Annotated in this window: 16 protein-coding genes and 1 other RNA gene; 11 read left to right on the top strand and 6 right to left on the bottom strand. The window is 65.7% G+C overall.

All coding sequences use genetic code 11. The features are described from left to right. Positions 1–86: 86 nt before the first annotated feature. Positions 87–183, bottom strand: an RNA gene (gene ffs / locus IVB46_RS41735) — signal recognition particle sRNA small type. A gap of 106 nt (positions 184–289) precedes the next feature. Then, positions 290–1,291 carry a GlxA family transcriptional regulator gene (locus tag IVB46_RS41730; protein WP_247313862.1) on the bottom strand — a complete coding sequence of 334 codons (1,002 nt, stop codon included), beginning with the start codon at positions 1,289–1,291 and terminating at the stop codon, positions 290–292. Between the two features lie 103 nt (positions 1,292–1,394). Between IVB46_RS41730 and IVB46_RS41725 the strand changes: the two genes are divergently transcribed. The 11 genes from IVB46_RS41725 (at position 1,395) to IVB46_RS41675 (ending at position 11,594) form a co-directional block, all read left to right on the top strand. Then, positions 1,395–2,036 (top strand): HD domain-containing protein, encoded by a 642-nt coding sequence (locus IVB46_RS41725; protein WP_247313866.1) that lies wholly within the window; start codon positions 1,395–1,397, stop codon positions 2,034–2,036. A 115-nt stretch (positions 2,037–2,151) separates the two neighbouring features. Further along, positions 2,152–3,633, top strand: coding sequence for a catalase (locus tag IVB46_RS41720; RefSeq protein ID WP_247313869.1), 1,482 nt, complete (start codon positions 2,152–2,154; stop codon positions 3,631–3,633). Positions 3,634–4,075: 442 nt separating this feature from the next. Further along, positions 4,076–4,924, top strand: coding sequence for a transporter substrate-binding domain-containing protein (locus IVB46_RS41715; RefSeq protein WP_071909178.1), 849 nt, complete (start codon positions 4,076–4,078; stop codon positions 4,922–4,924). Between the two features lie 152 nt (positions 4,925–5,076). Beyond that, positions 5,077–5,739: an amino acid ABC transporter permease gene (locus IVB46_RS41710; protein ID WP_247345540.1), complete on the top strand. Its 663-nt coding sequence runs from the start codon at positions 5,077–5,079 to the stop codon at positions 5,737–5,739. Continuing rightward, a complete protein-coding gene (locus IVB46_RS41705; protein WP_247313872.1) occupies positions 5,736–6,542 on the top strand; it encodes an amino acid ABC transporter ATP-binding protein in 807 nt (268 codons plus the stop codon). Before IVB46_RS41710 ends, IVB46_RS41705 begins: the two co-directional genes overlap by 4 nt. After that, on the top strand, positions 6,542–7,297 hold the full coding sequence (locus IVB46_RS41700) for an SDR family oxidoreductase (protein ID WP_247313873.1): 756 nt from the start codon (positions 6,542–6,544) through the stop codon (positions 7,295–7,297). Before IVB46_RS41705 ends, IVB46_RS41700 begins: the two co-directional genes overlap by 1 nt. Beyond that, entirely contained in the window at positions 7,294–8,421 is a 1,128-nt protein-coding gene (locus IVB46_RS41695; protein WP_247313876.1) for a muconate cycloisomerase family protein, read from the top strand. Before IVB46_RS41700 ends, IVB46_RS41695 begins: the two co-directional genes overlap by 4 nt. A 254-nt stretch (positions 8,422–8,675) precedes the next feature. After that, positions 8,676–9,095, top strand: a complete 420-nt coding sequence (locus IVB46_RS41690; RefSeq protein WP_247313878.1) for an HIT family protein — start codon at positions 8,676–8,678, stop codon at positions 9,093–9,095. A gap of 10 nt (positions 9,096–9,105) precedes the next feature. Next, a complete protein-coding gene (gene nudC, locus IVB46_RS41685) occupies positions 9,106–10,050 on the top strand; it encodes an NAD(+) diphosphatase (protein ID WP_247313881.1) in 945 nt (314 codons plus the stop codon). A gap of 13 nt (positions 10,051–10,063) precedes the next feature. Further along, the gene (locus IVB46_RS41680) at positions 10,064–10,987 is read left to right on the top strand and encodes a sugar kinase (RefSeq protein WP_247313884.1); all 924 of its coding nucleotides are present in this window, start codon (positions 10,064–10,066) and stop codon (positions 10,985–10,987) included. Between the two features lie 97 nt (positions 10,988–11,084). Next, positions 11,085–11,594, top strand: a complete 510-nt coding sequence (locus IVB46_RS41675; protein ID WP_014491365.1) for an Lrp/AsnC family transcriptional regulator — start codon at positions 11,085–11,087, stop codon at positions 11,592–11,594. A gap of 236 nt (positions 11,595–11,830) precedes the next feature. Here the strand turns inward: IVB46_RS41675 and IVB46_RS41670 are convergent, their stop codons facing one another. From IVB46_RS41670 to IVB46_RS41655, 4 genes are all read right to left on the bottom strand, one after another. Next, positions 11,831–13,330, bottom strand: a complete 1,500-nt coding sequence (locus IVB46_RS41670; RefSeq protein WP_085398210.1) for a phosphomannomutase/phosphoglucomutase — start codon at positions 13,328–13,330, stop codon at positions 11,831–11,833. A 209-nt stretch (positions 13,331–13,539) separates the two neighbouring features. Further along, on the bottom strand, positions 13,540–14,052 hold the full coding sequence (locus tag IVB46_RS41665; RefSeq protein WP_247313890.1) for a TIGR02281 family clan AA aspartic protease: 513 nt from the start codon (positions 14,050–14,052) through the stop codon (positions 13,540–13,542). Positions 14,053–14,181: 129 nt separating this feature from the next. Then, a complete protein-coding gene (gene hrpB, locus IVB46_RS41660) occupies positions 14,182–16,659 on the bottom strand; it encodes an ATP-dependent helicase HrpB (RefSeq protein ID WP_247345537.1) in 2,478 nt (825 codons plus the stop codon). A 116-nt stretch (positions 16,660–16,775) separates the two neighbouring features. Continuing rightward, positions 16,776–17,244 (bottom strand): UDP binding domain-containing protein (locus IVB46_RS41655; RefSeq protein WP_276010592.1); only part of this gene is annotated, 469 nt, incomplete at its 5' end.

Genomic DNA, 17,244 nt, shown 5'->3' with positions numbered 1-17,244 from the left:
CCGCAATGGAATGTCTTTCGCCCGGCTTTTGCGGAAAGGAGCGCGCTGGCGGGAGGCCCGCCGGCGCAATTCGCTCGGAAAAACAGGTAGGAGACTGACGAGCGACCCGATCCGGACCTCGTTAGGGCTGCTTCCTTCCGGACCTGACCCGGTTGGCGAGTGGCTCGTCCACCGCCAATCTCCCGGTCCCTATTTGGGGCCAAAAGGTCGGGAAAGCAAGCGGGTATCCGTGGGTCCCGCACACGCCGCTGGACGGCCCCCGCCGGTCCATTTGGACGCGAAAGCCGGCTCAGTGTTGGCGACCTGGAACCTCCGTGATTCGCGCAAACCGCTTGCGGTACTCGGCCGGCGTCACGCCGACGTGACGATTGAACGCGCGACGCAGCGTATCGGCATCGGCGAATCCACAATGGAGCGCGACCTGCTTCGGGGCTTCATTGCCAAACTCGAGCAGCCGCCTCGCCGCATTGACGCGGGCTTCCTCGACCCAGGTCGCAGGCGTGACTCCGACCTCGGCGCGGAACAGCCGTGCAAAGTGCCTCGGGCTGAGCTCCATGCGCGTCGCCAGGCTGGCAACGCTGTGGTCGAGCCCGGGATTGGCGGCGACCCAGCGCTGCAGCTCCTGCAGCGCGGCGCGGCCGGCGGGAACAGCCTCGCCCTTGCGGGTGAACTGCATCTGCCCCCCCGGACGCTTGAAGAACATCACGAGCTGGCTTGCGACCTTCATGGCCGTATCGCACCCGAGATCTTCCTCGACCAGGGCCAGCGCGAGGTCGAGCCCTGCGGTCACGCCGGCGGCCGTGCGGAGCTTGCCGTCGGTGACGTAGATGGCATCCTTGTCCACGGTGACCGACGGGAATTTGCTGGCCAGCATGTCTGCGACCGCCCAATGCGTCGTGACCCGCCTGCCATCAAGGAGACCGGCGGCGGCAAGGAAGAAGGCCCCGCTGCACACCGAGCCGAATCTGCGGGTCCGCGAAGCCCGCCGCCGCAGCCAGTCGATCACGCTCCCGTCCGCCGGGACTTCGGCCGCGTTCGGGCATCCCGCCACCAGCAAGGTGTCGATGGGCTCCTGGAAGTCGCGGTCGACGATTCGGTCGGGCATCAGCTGGACGCCTGAGGAACTGCGGATCGGTCCTGGCTCCGCGCCCGCCACGAACAAGGCATAGGCGGGATAGCCGGCCTGCACGTTCGCCTCGGCGAACACATCGAGCGGCCCTGCGACATCGAGCAGCTGCACGCCTGGCAGCGCCACGATCACAACCGTCCTTGGTTTCGGCTTTGCACCCATGTCCGCCTCGATCCGGATTTGTCCGTTTTGGACGTGTTACGTCGATTTAAGACAACATAACCCGGATTTACAGTGAACGCGATCCAAATTTCAGGAGCTGATCATGTCAGAAATCACCGAGGCCGCCGTCATTCCCGACAGCAAGCTGGCGCGTGCCATTACCGAATACATCCGCGATACCGAAACGGACCTGCTCTTCAACCATTCCAGCCGCGTCTACCAGTTCGGCGCGATGGCCGGCGTCCGCCGCGGACTGACCTTCGACCGCGAGCTGCTTTACGCCGGCGCCATGTTTCACGACATCGGCCTGATGCCGGGTCATGGCAGCCAGCACGAGCGGTTCGAGGTCGACGGCGCGCATGCCGCGCGCGACTTCCTGCGCAGCCACGGCATTTCAGAAGCCGACGCCTACACGGTCTGGACCGCGATCGCCCTGCACACCACGCCGGGCGTCCCCCAGCACATGCACCCCGTCGTCGCGCTGGTGACCGCGGGCGTCGAGATGGACGTGCTCGGGCTCACCTACAGCGAATATTCCGACGCGGAGCGCGAGGCGGTCGTGAACGCCTTTCCGCGCACGCCGCACTTCAAGGAAGACATCATCCAGGCCTTCTACGACGGCATCAAGCATCGGCCTGACACGACGTTCGGCAACGTCAAGGCCGACGTGATCGCCGACAAGGAGCCGCATTTCCATCGCGGCAATTTCTGCAGCGTCATCCGCAACTCGCATTGGCACGGTTGACCGGCGTTCGCGCAAGGACAGTGCGATCTCGAAATCGACTGCTGTGGACCCATGCGAGCCTGAGATTTCGGACGCGGGCAGCAATAGCCAATGACCCCATATTCAGGAGCATCCCATGGCCGATGAGCCGAAACGTTTGACCCATGCGACGGGCGCGCCCGTCAGCGATAACCTCAACATCATGACCGCGGGCCGCCGCGGGCCCGCATTGTTGCAGGATGTCTGGCTGATCGAGAAGCTGGCTCACTTCGATCGCGAGGTGATTCCCGAGCGACGCATGCACGCCAAGGGATCCGGCGCCTTCGGGACCTTCACGGTCACCCATGACATCTCCCGCTACAGCAAGGCCAGGATCTTCTCGGAGATCGGCAAGGTCACGCCGATGTTCGCGCGCTTCTCGACGGTGGCCGGCGAGCGCGGCGCAGCCGACGCCGAACGCGACATCCGCGGCTTTGCGCTGAAGTTCTACACCGAGGAAGGCAATTGGGACATGGTGGGCAACAACACGCCCGTGTTCTTCTTCCGCGATCCCTTGCGCTTTCCCGACCTCAATCATGCGATCAAGCGCGATCCCCGAACCGGAATGCGCAGCGCCGACAACAATTGGGATTTCTGGACGTTGTTGCCGGAGGCTCTGCACCAGGTCACCATCGTGATGAGCGAGCGCGGCCTTCCCAGAAGCTTCAGGCACATGCATGGCTTCGGCAGCCATACCTACAGCTTCATCAATGCCGCCAATGAGCGGACCTGGGTGAAGTTTCACTTCCGGACGCAGCAGGGCATCGAAAACCTGACCGACGCCGAGGCGGAAGCCCTCATCGGCAGGGACCGCGAGACTCACCAGCGCGACCTGTTCGAGAGCATCGAATGCGGCGATTTCCCGCGCTGGACGATGTTCGTGCAGATCATGACCGACGATCAGGCCAAGGCGTTTGCCTTCAACCCGTTCGACCTGACCAAGATCTGGCCGAAGGCGGACTTCCCGCTGATCGAGGTCGGCTATTTCGAGCTGAACCGCAATCCGGAAAACGTCTTCGCCGAGGTCGAACAGGCATCCTTCTCGCCGGCCCATGTCGTTCCGGGCATCGGCTTCTCGCCCGACAAGATGCTGCAGGCGAGGCTGTTCTCCTACGGGGACGCGGCGCGCTATCGCCTCGGCGTCAACCATCATCTGATCCCGGTCAACGCACCGAAATGCCCGTATCACAGCTACCATCGCGATGGCGCAATGCGGACCGACGGCAATCTCGGGAGGACGCCGACCTATTTCCCGAACAGCCACGGCGAGTGGACGGACCAGCCCGATCTCAACGAGCCGCCGCTCGAGATCGATGGTGCAGCCGCACATTGGGATCACCGCATCGACGACGATCACTATCGGCAGCCCGGCGACCTCTTTCGCAAGATGAACGCTGCCCAGCGGCAGGCCCTGTTCGACAACACGGCGCGCGCCGTCGGAGCGGCGGCCATCGCGATCCAGGAACGGCACATCGCCAATTGCACCAAGGCCGATCCCGCCTATGGCGCGGGCGTCCGCGACGCGCTGACGCGCCTCGCGACCGTTCGTGCCAAGGCTACGGAAAAGGCCGCAGAATAGGGTCGGTCGATCCGCACCGACCTCTCGCCGTCTTCGGCGAACGGCGCCGACAGGGCGCCGTTCGCATTTTTAAAGCGAACCGCCGAAGCCTCTCAATTTTCTCGCGAAAATAGCTAGAGCCGACGCGCTCGCCGGGCCTTCCCTCGCGCATCGCCGCGGCACGCCGGTCGCGAAGTGCAGATGCGGACGTTCGCCTCGGAAAGCGTCATGGCCGATGGGCTCCCTGCCTATCTTCGAGGCCCCGCACATCCCTGAGGCAATCGAGTCTTGACAGGGCCCGCCCGGCAGCGCCTTTCTATGAAATCCTGCCGGAACCGAAACAAAGGGTGCGCAAAAATCCGATCCAGAGCATTTTTCAGCCGGCTGACGCCGATTGATGGGCGAATTTTTTGCGCGAGCTCAACCACACACCTTCATCCAACCAGAAAAGCGATTCCTCAAAATGGTTACACGTCGTGATGTCGCATCGATTGTCGGACTTGGCGCGATGGCTGCGGCCACGCTGGCCTCACCGGCCGTGGCGCAGACCGCAGCGGATTCCAACGAATCGACCTTTGCCCGCATTCGCCGCACCAAGAAGATGCGGATCGGCGCGGTCGGCGGTGGCGCGCCCTATTACATGAAGGACCTCGCCAGCGGCCAGTGGAAGGGCTTCTACATCGACATCGCCAAGGGGCTGGCCGACGACATGGAGGCCGAGCTCGAGATCACCGAGACCACCTGGGGCAATTCGGTGCTCGATCTGCAGTCCAACAAGATCGACATCTTCTTCGGCCTCAACCCGACCCCGAAGCGCGCGCTGGTGGTCGACTTCTCGGTGCCGGTCTTCAACAACGCCTTCGGCATCCTCTGCAAGAAGGACTTCAAGCCGAAGAGCTGGGCCGAGCTGAACTCGCCCGACGTCAAGATCGCTGTCGACCAGGGCTCGTCGCACGACCAGGTCGTCAGCCGCCTGACGCCGAAGGCGCAGATCTCGCGACTGAAGACCGCCGACGATGCCACCGCCGCGCTGCAAACCGGCCGCGTGGACGCGCAGTGCCTGATCACCATGCTGTCGCTGACCGTGCTGAAGAAGAATCCCTCGCTCGGCCAGTTCGTGCTGCCGACGCCGATCTTCGCGACGACGTCGAACGCCGGCTTCCGCCGCGAGAACGACAAGACCTTCCGCGACTACGTCAACACCTGGATCGACTTCAACAAGGGCCTCGGCTTCATCCGCAACGCGATCATCACCAACATGGAGCTGGTGGGCGTGACCGAAGCGGACATTCCGCCGGGCGTTTCGCTGTAAGGTGATGAGCGCCTGAAGTGTCCACACCGTCATGGCCGGGCTTGTCCCGGCCATCCACGTCTGACCCGCGGCACCAAGAACGTGGATGCCCGGGACAAGCCCGGGTATGACGACAAGTTTCTGAACTGACATCGGGTAAAAGTAACGCACGCATGTATCAGTGGGACTTCGGCATCCTCTGGAGCTATCGCTGGCTCTTTCTCAACGGGCTCGGCGTCACCGTCGGCTTCACCGTGGTCATCGTCGTGCTCGGTCTCGTCTTCGGCCTGTTCGGCGCGTTCGGCAGCCTGTCGCGCTTCAAGGCGGTGCGTCTGGTCGCCCTCACCTTCATCGAGGCGTTCCGCTGCACGCCGATCCTGGTGCAGCTGATCTGGTTCTATTACGCGCTGCCGATCCTGGCCGGCGTCGAGATGACGCCGATCACGGCCTCGGCACTCGCGCTCTCGCTCTATGGCGGCTCGTTCTATTCCGAGATCATCCGCGGCGGCATCATCTCGATCGACAAGGGCCAGTCCGAAGCCGGCGCCGCGCTCGGCATGACGCCGGGACAGAGCATGCGGCGCATCGTGCTGCCGCAGGCGATCAAGCGCATGATCCCGGCGCTGATGAACCAGTCGATCATCCAGTTCAAGAACACCTCGCTGGTTTCGGTGCTCGCCGTGCCCGACCTCGTCTACCAGAGCCAGGTCGCCGCCCATGACAGCTACCGGCCGCTCGAGACCTACACCGCGGTCGCGGTCGCCTATGCGGCGATCCTGATTCCGCTCACGATCATCGTCCGCCGCGGCGAGAAGCGACTGGCGATCAGCGAATGAGCGAGCCATCCAAGAACACTTCGAAGATCGAGATCCGCAGCCTGCGCAAGAGCTTTGGCAGCAACGAGGTCTTGAAGAACATCAGCCTCGACGTGGCCAAGGGGGGCGTGGTGGCACTGATCGGCCCATCCGGCTCCGGCAAGTCGACACTGCTCCGCTGCATCAATCTGCTGGTCGTGCCCGACGGCGGCAGCGTCCGCGTCGGCGACACAAGCTTCCAATTCGGCGAAGGCGCGAAGCTGCCGGACGTGAAGACACTGGCCAAATTCCGCACCACCACCGGCATGGTGTTTCAGCATTTCAATCTGTTCCCGCACATGACGACGCTTCAGAACGTCATGGAGGGGCCCGTCACAGTGCGCCGCATGGCCAAGGCGGACGCCGAGAGGCTCGCGCGTGCGCAGCTTGCCAAAGTGGGCCTTGCGGAAAAGGCCGACCAATATCCGGCGACGCTGTCCGGCGGGCAGAAGCAGCGCGTCGCGATCGCCCGTGCGCTCGCGATGGAGCCGGACGTGATGCTGTTCGACGAGGCCACCTCGGCGCTCGATCCCGAGCTCGTCGGCGAGGTGCTCGCCGTCATGCAGCGGCTGGCCTCGGAAGGCATGACCATGGTGATCGTGACCCATGAGATCGCCTTCGCCCGCGAGGTCGCCGACCGCCTCATCTTCATGCGCGACGGCGTCGTGGTCGAGGAAGGTCCGGCGCGGCAGGTGATCGACAATCCGCAGGAAGCCGCGACGCGCACCTTCCTCAGCCATTTCCACCGCACCGGCGCGTTGCCGCCGGCCAACGTAGCACCGTGATGCCTGATATCGATCGCGCCTATCTCGTCACCGGTGCCGCCAGCGGCATCGGCCGCGCCACCGCAAAACTGCTCGCGGCCCCCGGCACCGCGCTTCTGCTCCACACCCGCTCGAACGCGGAAGGTCTCGACGCCACCGCGGCCGAAGCCGAAGCGAAAGGCGCCGCCGTCGCAAAGTGCCTCGGCGATCTCGCCGAGGAAGCAGCCGTCACCGACGCCGTCGCCGCCGCGCAACGCACTTTCGGACGGCTCGACGGATTGATCCTGGTCGGCGGTCATGCCCGCCGCGGCAGCGCGATCGGCACGCCGGCGGATCAGTTCCGGCAGGCGATGGACGAATCGGCGCTGGCGTTCACGCGGCTGGTCGACGCCGCGCTGCCGCTGCTGCGTGACGGGCGCGATGCGCGGATCGTGGCGGTCTCTTCTTTCGTCGCGCATGCGATACGGCCCGAGTTCGCGCCCTTTGCCGCAACGGCGGCAAGCCGTTCCGCGCTCGAAGCGCTGGTGCGTCTCACCGCGATCGAGCTCGCAACAGACGGCATCACCGTCAATGCGGTGTCACCCGGCCTCATCATCAAGGACAAGCCGAGCGAGAGCCGGCTCTCGCCCGAGCAGATCGCCACTACCGAGGCGCTGATCCCGATGCGCCGTCGCGGGCGGCCGGAGGAAGTAGCCGAGATCATCGCCTTCCTGGCATCACCGAGAGCGTCTTACGTCACCGGCCAAGTCTGGCACGTCAATGGAGGCCTGACATGACCGAAGCAACCATCGAACGCATCAGGCTGTTCCTGATCGAGAGCCCGATCAAGATGGCGCGCCTCCAGGGCGTCGGCAACGTCAAGGGCACGGTGAAGCGCGTGCTGATCGAGCTCACCGCGAGCGACGGCGTGATCGGCTGGGGCGAGGCGGCACCGTGGGAAGTGTTCACGGGGACGCCGGAAGCGGCCTTCTCCGCGCTCGACATCTATCTGCGGCCGATCGTGCTCGGCAAACCCGTGCGCCGCATTCGCGCGCTGATGGCCGAGCTCGACCGTGCGCTGGTCGGTCATGCCGAGGCCAAGGTCGGAATCGAGATGGCGCTGCTCGACATCGTCGGCAAATCGTCGGGATTGTCGGTCGCCGACCTGCTCGGCGGCCGCGTGCGGGACACGATTCCCCTCTCCTTCTCCATCGCCGATCCCGATTTCGCCGCCGATCTCGAGCGCATGCGAAAAATGGTTCCGGACGGCAACGTCATCTACAAGGTCAAGACCGGCGTAAAACCGCATCGCGAGGACCTCGATCATCTCGAAGCGATCCGCAAGGAGTTCGGCGACAAGGTCGACCTGCGCGTCGATTACAACCAGGCGCTGGCGCCGTTCGGCGCGATCAAGATCTTGCGCGATGTCGAGGAATTCGCGCCGACCTTCATCGAGCAGCCGGTGCCGCGCAAATATCTCGACGTGATGGCGCAGCTCACCGCGGCGCTGGAAACACCCGTTCTCGCCGACGAAAGCTGCTTCGACCGCCGCGACATGATGGAGGTGGTGCGCCGCGAGGCGGCCGATGCCGTCTCGATCAAGCTGATGAAGGCCGGCGGCCTGTTCGAGGCGCAGGCGATCATGGCGATCGCCGACATCGCCGGCCTGCCCGGCTATGGCGGCACGCTGTGGGAGGGCGGCATCGGGCTTGCCGCCGGGACGCAGCTGATCGCAGCAACGCCGGGCATCTCGCTCGGCTGCGAATTCTACATGCCGCATCACGTGCTGACCGAGGACGTGCTGGAAGAGCGCGTTGCCAACCGCGCCGGCCATGTCGTGGTGCCCGACGGCCCGGGCCTCGGCATCCGCGTCAGCGAGGCCTCCGTCCGCGCCAATGCGCGGGTGCTTGCGGAGGCGTAATTCCGTCATTCCGGGGCGCGCGCAGCGCGAGCCCGGAATCCATAACCACAGGAAGTGGTTATCGCGCGAGCTGGTCACCGCGCATCTTCGCCAAACTTCTCCCTGTGGTTATGGGTCCCGGGCTCGCGCTTTGCGCGCCCCGGGACGACAGCGGAGCATGCCGCCCCCGCGGCCCCTAACCTTCCCCTCAGGGACTCCCTATCGTATGGTCCGGCCAAACACGCCCGCCCCCATCGGGCTATCCGGAAACGCATATGTCTGATCCCGCCTGGTCGCTGCACTCCCGCCTGAAAGAGGACACCATCGACATCGGCGACCTGCCGCTGTCGAAGGTACTGGTCATCAAGGACGCGCATTATCCCTGGCTGCTGCTGGTGCCGCGGCGGCCCGATGCGGTCGAGATCATCGATCTCGACGAGGTGGAGCAGGCGCAACTGATGACGGAGATCTCGCGCGTCTCGCGCGCGCTGAAAGAGATCACCAAATGCGACAAGCTCAATGTCGCCGCGCTCGGCAACCTCGTGCCGCAGCTTCACGTCCATATCATCGCACGCCGGACCAGCGACGCCGCATGGCCGCGGCCGGTGTGGGGCGTGATGAAGCCCTTGGCGCATGACGCTACCGAGGTGCAAAATTTCATCAGCGCGCTTCGCCGCAAGATCTGGTTGGGTTGAGAACAAAAAAATGTCAGCATTCGACTCGTTTCCACTGGGACAGCCGGCCTTCGTCACTCACGTCCTCGATCGCGCTGCGCATCTGCGCCGCGACGACGAAAAGCTGTTCGCGATGGAGCAGAAGCCATCGTCACGCGCCTATGTCGTCTACCGCGACTCGCTGCTGGTGAAGCGCGAGGGCGACAAGGCGCACGCGCTGCTGGGAGTAGACGAGGCGCTGAAATGCGGCGCCAACCCCGGCACGATCTTCTTAGGGTTGCGCGACGGCGCCGCGGTGTTCGGCATGGGGATGTCGCAGGCGGCGGCCGAGAAGCTGATCGGCCGCGAGGACTACACCGTCACCGAGCTGCGCGGCATGGCGATGCAGGGCGCGATTCCGCCCGGCGAGCTCTCGGCGATCGCGATGGCGAAGTCGATGGTGAGCTGGCATCAGCGCCACGGCTATTGCGCCAATTGCGGCACGCGGAGCGCGATGAAGGAAGGCGGCTGGAAGCGCGAGTGCCCTGCTTGCAAGGCCGAGCATTTTCCGCGCACCGATCCCGTCGTGATCATGCTGGTCGCCTCGGGCGAGAAGTGCCTGCTCGGCCGCCAGAAGCAGTTTCCGCCGGGAATGTATTCCTGCCTCGCCGGCTTCGTCGAGGTCGCCGAGACCATCGAGGACGCGGTACGCCGGGAAATCCTCGAAGAATCCGGAATCCGCTGCACCGACGTGCAGTATTACATGACGCAGCCCTGGCCCTATCCATCGTCGCTGATGATCGGCTGCAGCGCGCGGGCGCTCAACGAGGACGTCGTCGTCGATCATTCCGAGCTGGAGGACGCGCGCTGGTTCACCCGCGAGGAGGCCGCGCTGATGCTGACGCGGACGCATCCGGACGGGCTCGCCGGCCCGCATCCGTTCGCGATCGCCCACCACCTGCTCGGCCGCTGGGTGCACGACAAGACCGGCGCGTAAGCTGGGGCCGCCGGTGGCCATATCAGGGACCGCGCCGCACATCCTTTGCATCGGCATTCCCGTGCGCGACCTCACCTTTCGCGTCGAGGCCGTGCCCGCGCGCGGCAGCAAGGCCAACGCCACGCATCTCGCCGAGATCTGCGGCGGCAACGCGCTCAATGCTGCGATCGCCATTGCGCGGCTCGGTGGCCGGGTCTCCTTCGCAGGACCGATGGGCGATGCACGGGAAGCGTCGAGCGGCTTCATTCTCGAACAGATGGCCACTGAAGGCATCGACACGACGCACGTGGTGCGCATGCCCGGCCTGACCACGCCGGTCTCCGCGATCCTGATCGAGCCCTCGGGCGAACGGACGCTGACGATCTATCGCGATCCCGCTCTGTGGAGCGTGAAGCTGCCGGACGGTGACGAGTTGCTCGCCGATTGCCGGGCAGTCCTCGTCGAGAGCCGCTGTGGCGCCCTTTGCATCGATCTCTGTGCCGAGGCGCGACGGCGCGGCATTCCTGTCATCGTCGGCGTCGATCGCGCGATGTCGTTGCAGGACGGCCTGCTCACGGCCGCCTCGCACTTGCTGTTCGCCAGCGACCAGGCGCAGGAGACGGCCGGTGTCGCCGACGACGGTGGCGCGTTGAAGCGCCTCGCCAGGCTGACGCCGGCCTTCCTCGCCGCCACGCGCGGCCCGCGCGGCACGATCTGGCTGAACGAGGCGGGCGAGCTGGAGGAGACCCCGGCCCTCCCGGTTCAGGCGGTCGATACGCTCGGGGCCGGCGACGTCTTCCATGGCGCCTTCACGCTTGGCCTCGCCGAGGGCGCGGAGGTGCGCGAGGCGCTGCGATTCGCCGCGGCCGCCGCAGCGCTGAAATGCACCCGCCATGGTGGCGGCATGGCTGCCCCACAACGCGTTGAAGTTGAAGAGCTTTTGCGAGGCAGGCTCTAGAGAAGTTCCACTGTTACGCCGAGAATATGGGCTTGCCGTGGAAAGATTTTCTCTATATCAGGGAAATCAGCCCCTGAAATGGAACAAAGTTCTTCAAATGACTGACCTCGCCGTGCAACTCCCCGAGACCAGCCGCCGCCTCGATGCCATCGACCGCAAGATTCTGATGGTGCTCCAGGAGGATGCCTCCCTCTCCGTCGCCGAGATCGGCGACCGCGTCGGGCTGTCCTCGACCCCCTGCTGGAAGCGCATCCAGCGCCTCGAGGCCGACGGCGTGATCCTGAAGCGGGTCGCCCTGGTCGACCAGAACAAGATCGGGCTCGGCATCTCCGTGTTCGTGTCGGTCGAGAGCGCCGACCATTCGGACGCCTGGCTGAAGAAGTTCGCCGAGGCCGTGAGCGCCATGCCCGAGGTGATGGAGTTTTACCGCATGGCCGGCGACGTCGACTATATGCTGCGCGTCGTGGTCGCCGACATGCAGGCCTATGACGTGTTCTACAAGAAGCTGATCAGCGCCGTGCCGCTGAAGAACGTCACCTCGCGCTTCGCGATGGAGAAGATCAAGTCGGTCACCGCGCTGCCGATCCCGGCGGTGGTGGCGGCTTAGAGGCTTAGTTCTCAGGTCTCACCACAATGAAGCTGTCATCGCCCGGCCTTGACCGGGTGATCCAGTATTCCAGAGGCGGCGATTGGACACGGAGAAGCTGCGGCGTACTGAATGCCCCGGTCCCGGCTACGCCGAGGCCACCAGGGTACTCGGCCGCCGAAGCTTCAGCGAAGGCGGCAAGCCGGGGCATGACAGTGGAGATTTGCGGCGCGGGTTGTGTGCTCCCCTGATGCCCCTCAAATCGTCTGATTGTACGCGCCGACTTCGGGATGCGTGCGGAGCACGCTGTTCACCATCTCGAACATGTCGTGCATGCGCTGCTCGGAGACCGGGCTTTCGACCACGACGACGAGCTCGGGCTTGTTGGAGGACGCGCGCACCAGGCCCCAGCTGCCGTCCTCGACCGTGACGCGTACGCCGTTGACGGTGACGAGATCGCGGATCGCCTGGCCGCCGATCTTGGCGCCCTTGGCCTGCAAGCCTTCAAAATGCTTCACCACCTGGTCGATGACGCCGTACTTGGTCTCGTCGGCGCAATGCGGTGACATGGTCGGCGACGACCAGGTTTTCGGCAGCGCGTTCTTCAGATCGGCCATCGACTTGCCCGGCGCGCGGTCGAGCATGTCGCAGATCGCGAGCGCCGACACCAGGCCGTCGTCATAGCCGCGTCCATACGGCTTGTTGAAGAAGAAGTGGCCGGACTTCTCGAAGCCCGCGAGCGCGCCCGTCTCGTGGGTGCGGCGCTTCATGTAGGAATGGCCGGTCTTCCAATAGGCGACCTTGGCGCCCTGCTTCTGCAGCACAGGATCGGTGACGAACAGGCCGGTCGACTTCACATCGACGATGAAATGTGCGTCCTTGTGGATCGCCGACATGTCGCGAGCGAGCATCACGCCGACCTTGTCGGCGAAGATTTCCTCGCCGGTGTTGTCGACGACGCCGCAGCGATCGCCGTCACCGTCGAAGCCGAGGCCGACATCGGCCTTGTGATGCAGCACCGCGTCGCGGATCGCGTGCAGCATTTCCATGTCTTCCGGGTTCGGATTGTATTTCGGGAAGGTGTGGTCGAGCTCGGTATCGAGCGGGATCACCTCGCAGCCGATCGCCTCAAGCACCTGCGGCGCGAACGCGCCGGCCGTGCCGTTGCCGCAGGCGGCGACGACCTTGAGCTTGCGGGTCAGCTTCGGACGGCCGGTGAGATCGGCGATATAGCGCGCCGGATAATTCTCGTGGAACTGGTAGGAGCCGCCGGCCTTGTTCTTGAATTCGGCGTTGAGCACGATCTCCTTCAGCCGCGTCATCTCGTCGGGGCCGAAGGTCAGCGGGCGGTTGGCGCCCATCTTCACGCCGGTCCAGCCATTGTCGTTGTGCGAGGCCGTGACCATGGCGCAGCAGGGCACGTCGAGGTCGAACTGCGCGAAATAGGCCATCGGCGTCACCGCGAGCCCGATGTCGTGCACCTTGCAGCCCGCAGCCATCAGGCCGGAAATCAGCGCATATTTGATCGAGGCCGAATAGCCGCGGAAATCATGGCCGGTGACGATCTCCTGCTTGACGCCGAGCTCCGCAATCAGCGCGCCCAGCCCCATGCCGAGCGCCTGGATTCCCATCAGGTTGATTTCCTTCTGGAACAACCAGCGCGCGTCGTATTCGCGAAAACCCGTGGCCTTCACCATCGGCTCGGATTCGAAGGCATAGGTGTTGGGCAACAAGACGGATTTCGGCTTGGGGAACATTGAGACGGTCTCGTGAAAATGGCGGGAATTGATGCAGCCTTAGCGAATGCCGGGCCGCAGCGGAAGGCGGGAATGGCAGCTTATGGCTTATAATTGCGGCAGTTTGGTAACGGGAAAACGCGGCCCGGCGCGAGACTTCCGCCAATGCCGTCCTGAAAAAATCCGTGCGAACGACCGTTCGTCGGCGCGGTGAGCGCCTTTGAGGCGGCTTACTGCTCCAGCACCATCTGACCGTTGGCGTATTCGAAGCGCTTGAGGCGGGACAGGAAGGAGAGGCCGAGCAGGTTCTCCGACAGAGCCTCGTCCGGCAGCACCATGGCGTCGACGTCGCGCACGACGAGGCCGCCGACCTCGAGCATGGCGATGCGCGTGCGCGCGGCCTTAATGGTGCCGTTGGCGGTCGAGACGGTGGCGTTGTACTCGCCGCGCGAGGGACGCAGGCCAAAGCGGGCGGCCGAGCTCTCGTTCAGCGCGACCACGGAGGCGCCGGTGTCGATCATGAAGCCGATCCGCTGGCCGTCGATGCGGCCTTCGGCCTGAAAATGGCCACGGCCATCGCGGGAGATGGCGAGGCTGCGGCCAACGGCCGGCGCCGTCGCAGCAACCGCGATCGTCGTGCGCGGCGCTGACGTCGCGGAGGCGGAACTCATCCTGTCCGCCATCTGCGCCATGAACGTGCCGAGGCCGATCATGATGGCCGCGAGGATTATTATGTTACGCATCACACCACTTCCGAGCCGGAAAGCTCGATTTCACCACGCGACACGCCTGGCCGCGAGCGACGCTGCGGTCAGAGCGCCGCTATTTTGACGAAAAGGATGAGCGGAGGGTTAATGCGCCTTCGTGGCTGCTCAGGTCCCGCGCGGCTTGACCCGCCGTGTCGGCAGCGCACTCGCCGGATCCTCCGGCCAGGGATGGCGCGGGTAGCGGCCGCGCAGGTCGGAGCGTACCGCGGCATAGCTGCCGCGCCAGAAGCCGGGGAGATCGCGCGTCACCTGCACCGGGCGCTGCGCCGGCGACAGCAATTCCAGCACCAGCGGCACCTTGCCGGCCGCGATCGACGGATGGGTGTTGAGCCCGAACAATTCCTGGAGCCGCACCGCAATGGTCGGCCCCTGCTCGGCCTCGTAGTCGATCGCGAGCACGCTGCCGGTCGGCGCCTCGAAATGCGTCGGCGCCTCGCGATCGAGCCTTGCGCGCATCTCCCAGGGCAACAGCGCCATCAGCGCGTCGGAGAGATCGCCGGCCGAGATATCCTTCAGTGCGATCTTGTCGTAGAGCGCCGGCACCAGCCAGTCGTCGCGCCGCGCGATCAGTCCGTCGTCGGACAAATCGGGCCAGCTGTCGCCCTCAGCCTTGCGCAGAAACATCACGCGGTCGCGCCACTGCTTTGCGGCCTTCGACCAGGGCAGCCGGTCGAGACCTGCGGCAATCAGCCCATCGGCGAAGACGCGCGCGGTCTCCTCCGAAGGCGACACCGCGAGTGTTGCCTCAGACAGCGTGATCGCATGCAGTGCGCGCTTGCGCCGCGCACGCAGCGCCATCGCGCCGCGGTCGAACGAGATTTCGTCGACGGTCTCGATATGCTCGGCAAAATGCCGCTCGATGTCGTCCTCGCTGATCGGCGCTGCCAGCAGAACGCGGCCGCTCGCCGCCGTGCCCGTCATCTCGCCGATCGCGATGTAGGGCGCGCGGGCGAGCGACGATGTCTGCTCCACCGCTGCGCCGCGACCATTGGCGAGCACGAAGGTGCCATTGCCGCGATTGCGCGCGACGCGGTCCGGGAAGGCGTAGGCGAGCATCAGGCCGGTCGAGAGATCATCCTGTCCGGTTGCGGCCTTCTCCGACGCTGCCACCTGCGAAGCCCAGCGCCGCGCGAGATCGCGCGCGCTCGCGGCGCGCGGCGAGCGATCGCGGCGGAACTGATCGCGCCGGTACTCGAGATCGACGCTGTCGCCGCCGAGCCCGCGCTCGGTGACGATCGCCGCGATCTCGGCGGCGGCTTCGCCGCTGCCCACGCGATGCGAATCCACGATCATGCGCGCCAGCCGCGGCGGCAGCGCCAGCGCGCGCAGGCTTTTGCCTTCGGCGGTGATGCGGCCGTCGCCATCGAGCGCGTTGAGCTCGGAGAGAAGGCTTTTCGCCTCTTTCCAGGCCGGCAGCGGCGGCGGATCGAGGAATGACAGCGCCGACGGATCGGCGACGCCCCATTGCGCGAGGTCGAGCACCAGCGAGGAGAGGTCGGCGCTGAGGATCTCCGGCTGGGTGTAGGGCGCGAGCGAGGCCGTCTGCGGCTCATCCCAGAGCCGGTAGCAGACGCCGGGCTCGGTGCGGCCGGCGCGGCCGCGGCGCTGGTCCACTGCCGCACGCGCAGCGCGCACGGTCTCGAGCCGCGTCAGCCCGATGTCGGGCTCGTAGCGCGGCACGCGGGCGAGGCCGGAATCGACCACGATGCGCACGCCCTCGATGGTGAGCGAGGTCTCCGCGATCGAGGTCGCCAGCACCACCTTGCGCGTGCCCTTCGGCGCGGGCGCGATCGCGCGGTCCTGCACGGCAGCGTCGAGCGCACCGAACAGCGGCACGATCTCGATGGAGGCATCCTGCACGCGCTCGCTGAGGAAATTCTGGGTACGGCGGATTTCGGCCGCACCCGGCAGGAACGCCAGCACCGAACCGCTGTCGGCGCGCAGCGCGGACGCGATCGCATCCGCCATCTGCCGCTCGACCGGCGCATCCGCCTTGCGGCCGAGATAGCGCGTCTCGACCGGAAAGGCGCGGCCCTCGCTCTCGACAACGGGCGCTTCCCCGAGCAGCTTTGCCACGCGCGCGCCGTCGAGCGTTGCCGACATCACAAGGATGCGCAAATCCTCGCGCAGGCCGGTTTGCGCGTCGCGCGCCAGCGCGAGGCCCATGTCGGCATCGAGCGAGCGCTCGTGGAATTCGTCGAACAGGACGGCCGCGATGCCGGAGAGCTCGGGATCGTCGAGGATCTGGCGGGTGAAGATCCCCTCGGTCACCACCTCGATGCGCGTGGCGCGCGAGATCTTCGAGCCGAAGCGGACGCGGTATCCGACGGTTTCGCCGGCGCGCTCGCCAAGCGACTTGGCCATGCGCTCGGCGCTCGCCCGCGCAGCGATACGCCGCGGCTCCAGCACGATGATCTTCTTGCCCGCGGCCCAAGGCGCATCCAGCAGCGCCAGCGGTACGCGCGTGGTCTTGCCGGCGCCGGGCGGCGCCACCAGCACAGCGGCGTTGTGCGCCTCCAGCGTGCGCGAGAGGTCGTCGAGCACGGCATCTATCGGGAGGGGCGTGTCGAAGCTGCGGGGCAAGGCCTATCCATTCATCATGCCCGGCCTTGTGCCGGGCATCCACGTCTTCGACTAGAAACAGACGTGGATGGCCGGGACAAGCCCGGCCATGACGAAATCGTTGCGGCAGTGGACCGTCAGCCCTGCACCGGCGGACGGCCGATGCTCTCGTAGGTGAAGCCGGCGGCTTGCATCTCTTCGGGCGGGTAGATGTTGCGGAGATCGACGACGACGGGCTGGGTCATGGCCGCCTTCAGCCGGCCGAGATCGAGCGCGCGGAACTGCACCCACTCGGTGACGATGACGAGCGCATCGGCGCCTTGCGCGCAGGAATAGGCGTCCTCGCAATAGGTGATGTTCGGCAGCTCGCCCTTGGCCTGTTCCATGCCGACGGGATCGAAAGCCTTGACCGTCGCGCCCATATCGATCAGGCCGGTGACGAGCGGAATCGACGGCGCATCGCGCATGTCGTCGGTGTCGGGCTTGAAGGTGAGGCCGAGCACGGCGATGGTCTTGCCGCGCAAGCTACCGCCGAGCGCCTGGCTGACCTTGCGCGCCATCGCGCGCTTGCGGTTCTCGTTGACGGCCAGCACGGCTTCGACGATG

Origin of the sequence: Bradyrhizobium sp. 61, from assembly GCF_023073075.1 — a bacterium.
GTDB lineage: Bacteria > Pseudomonadota > Alphaproteobacteria > Rhizobiales > Xanthobacteraceae > Bradyrhizobium > Bradyrhizobium barranii.
Note: the sequence above shows the minus strand (reverse complement) of the source record. Positions and strands in the feature narration are given on the sequence as shown.

Coding starts and splice junctions, on each gene's coding strand:
- IVB46_RS41730 (WP_247313862.1), bottom strand. CDS start 1,291: ATGGGTGCAAAGCCGAAACCAAGGACGGTTGTGATCGTGGCGCTGCCA.
- IVB46_RS41725 (WP_247313866.1), top strand. CDS start 1,395: ATGTCAGAAATCACCGAGGCCGCCGTCATTCCCGACAGCAAGCTGGCG.
- IVB46_RS41720 (WP_247313869.1), top strand. CDS start 2,152: ATGGCCGATGAGCCGAAACGTTTGACCCATGCGACGGGCGCGCCCGTC.
- IVB46_RS41715 (WP_071909178.1), top strand. CDS start 4,076: ATGGTTACACGTCGTGATGTCGCATCGATTGTCGGACTTGGCGCGATG.
- IVB46_RS41710 (WP_247345540.1), top strand. CDS start 5,077: ATGTATCAGTGGGACTTCGGCATCCTCTGGAGCTATCGCTGGCTCTTT.
- IVB46_RS41705 (WP_247313872.1), top strand. CDS start 5,736: ATGAGCGAGCCATCCAAGAACACTTCGAAGATCGAGATCCGCAGCCTG.
- IVB46_RS41700 (WP_247313873.1), top strand. CDS start 6,542: ATGCCTGATATCGATCGCGCCTATCTCGTCACCGGTGCCGCCAGCGGC.
- IVB46_RS41695 (WP_247313876.1), top strand. CDS start 7,294: ATGACCGAAGCAACCATCGAACGCATCAGGCTGTTCCTGATCGAGAGC.
- IVB46_RS41690 (WP_247313878.1), top strand. CDS start 8,676: ATGTCTGATCCCGCCTGGTCGCTGCACTCCCGCCTGAAAGAGGACACC.
- nudC (WP_247313881.1), top strand. CDS start 9,106: ATGTCAGCATTCGACTCGTTTCCACTGGGACAGCCGGCCTTCGTCACT.
- IVB46_RS41675 (WP_014491365.1), top strand. CDS start 11,085: ATGACTGACCTCGCCGTGCAACTCCCCGAGACCAGCCGCCGCCTCGAT.
- IVB46_RS41670 (WP_085398210.1), bottom strand. CDS start 13,330: ATGTTCCCCAAGCCGAAATCCGTCTTGTTGCCCAACACCTATGCCTTC.
- IVB46_RS41665 (WP_247313890.1), bottom strand. CDS start 14,052: ATGCGTAACATAATAATCCTCGCGGCCATCATGATCGGCCTCGGCACG.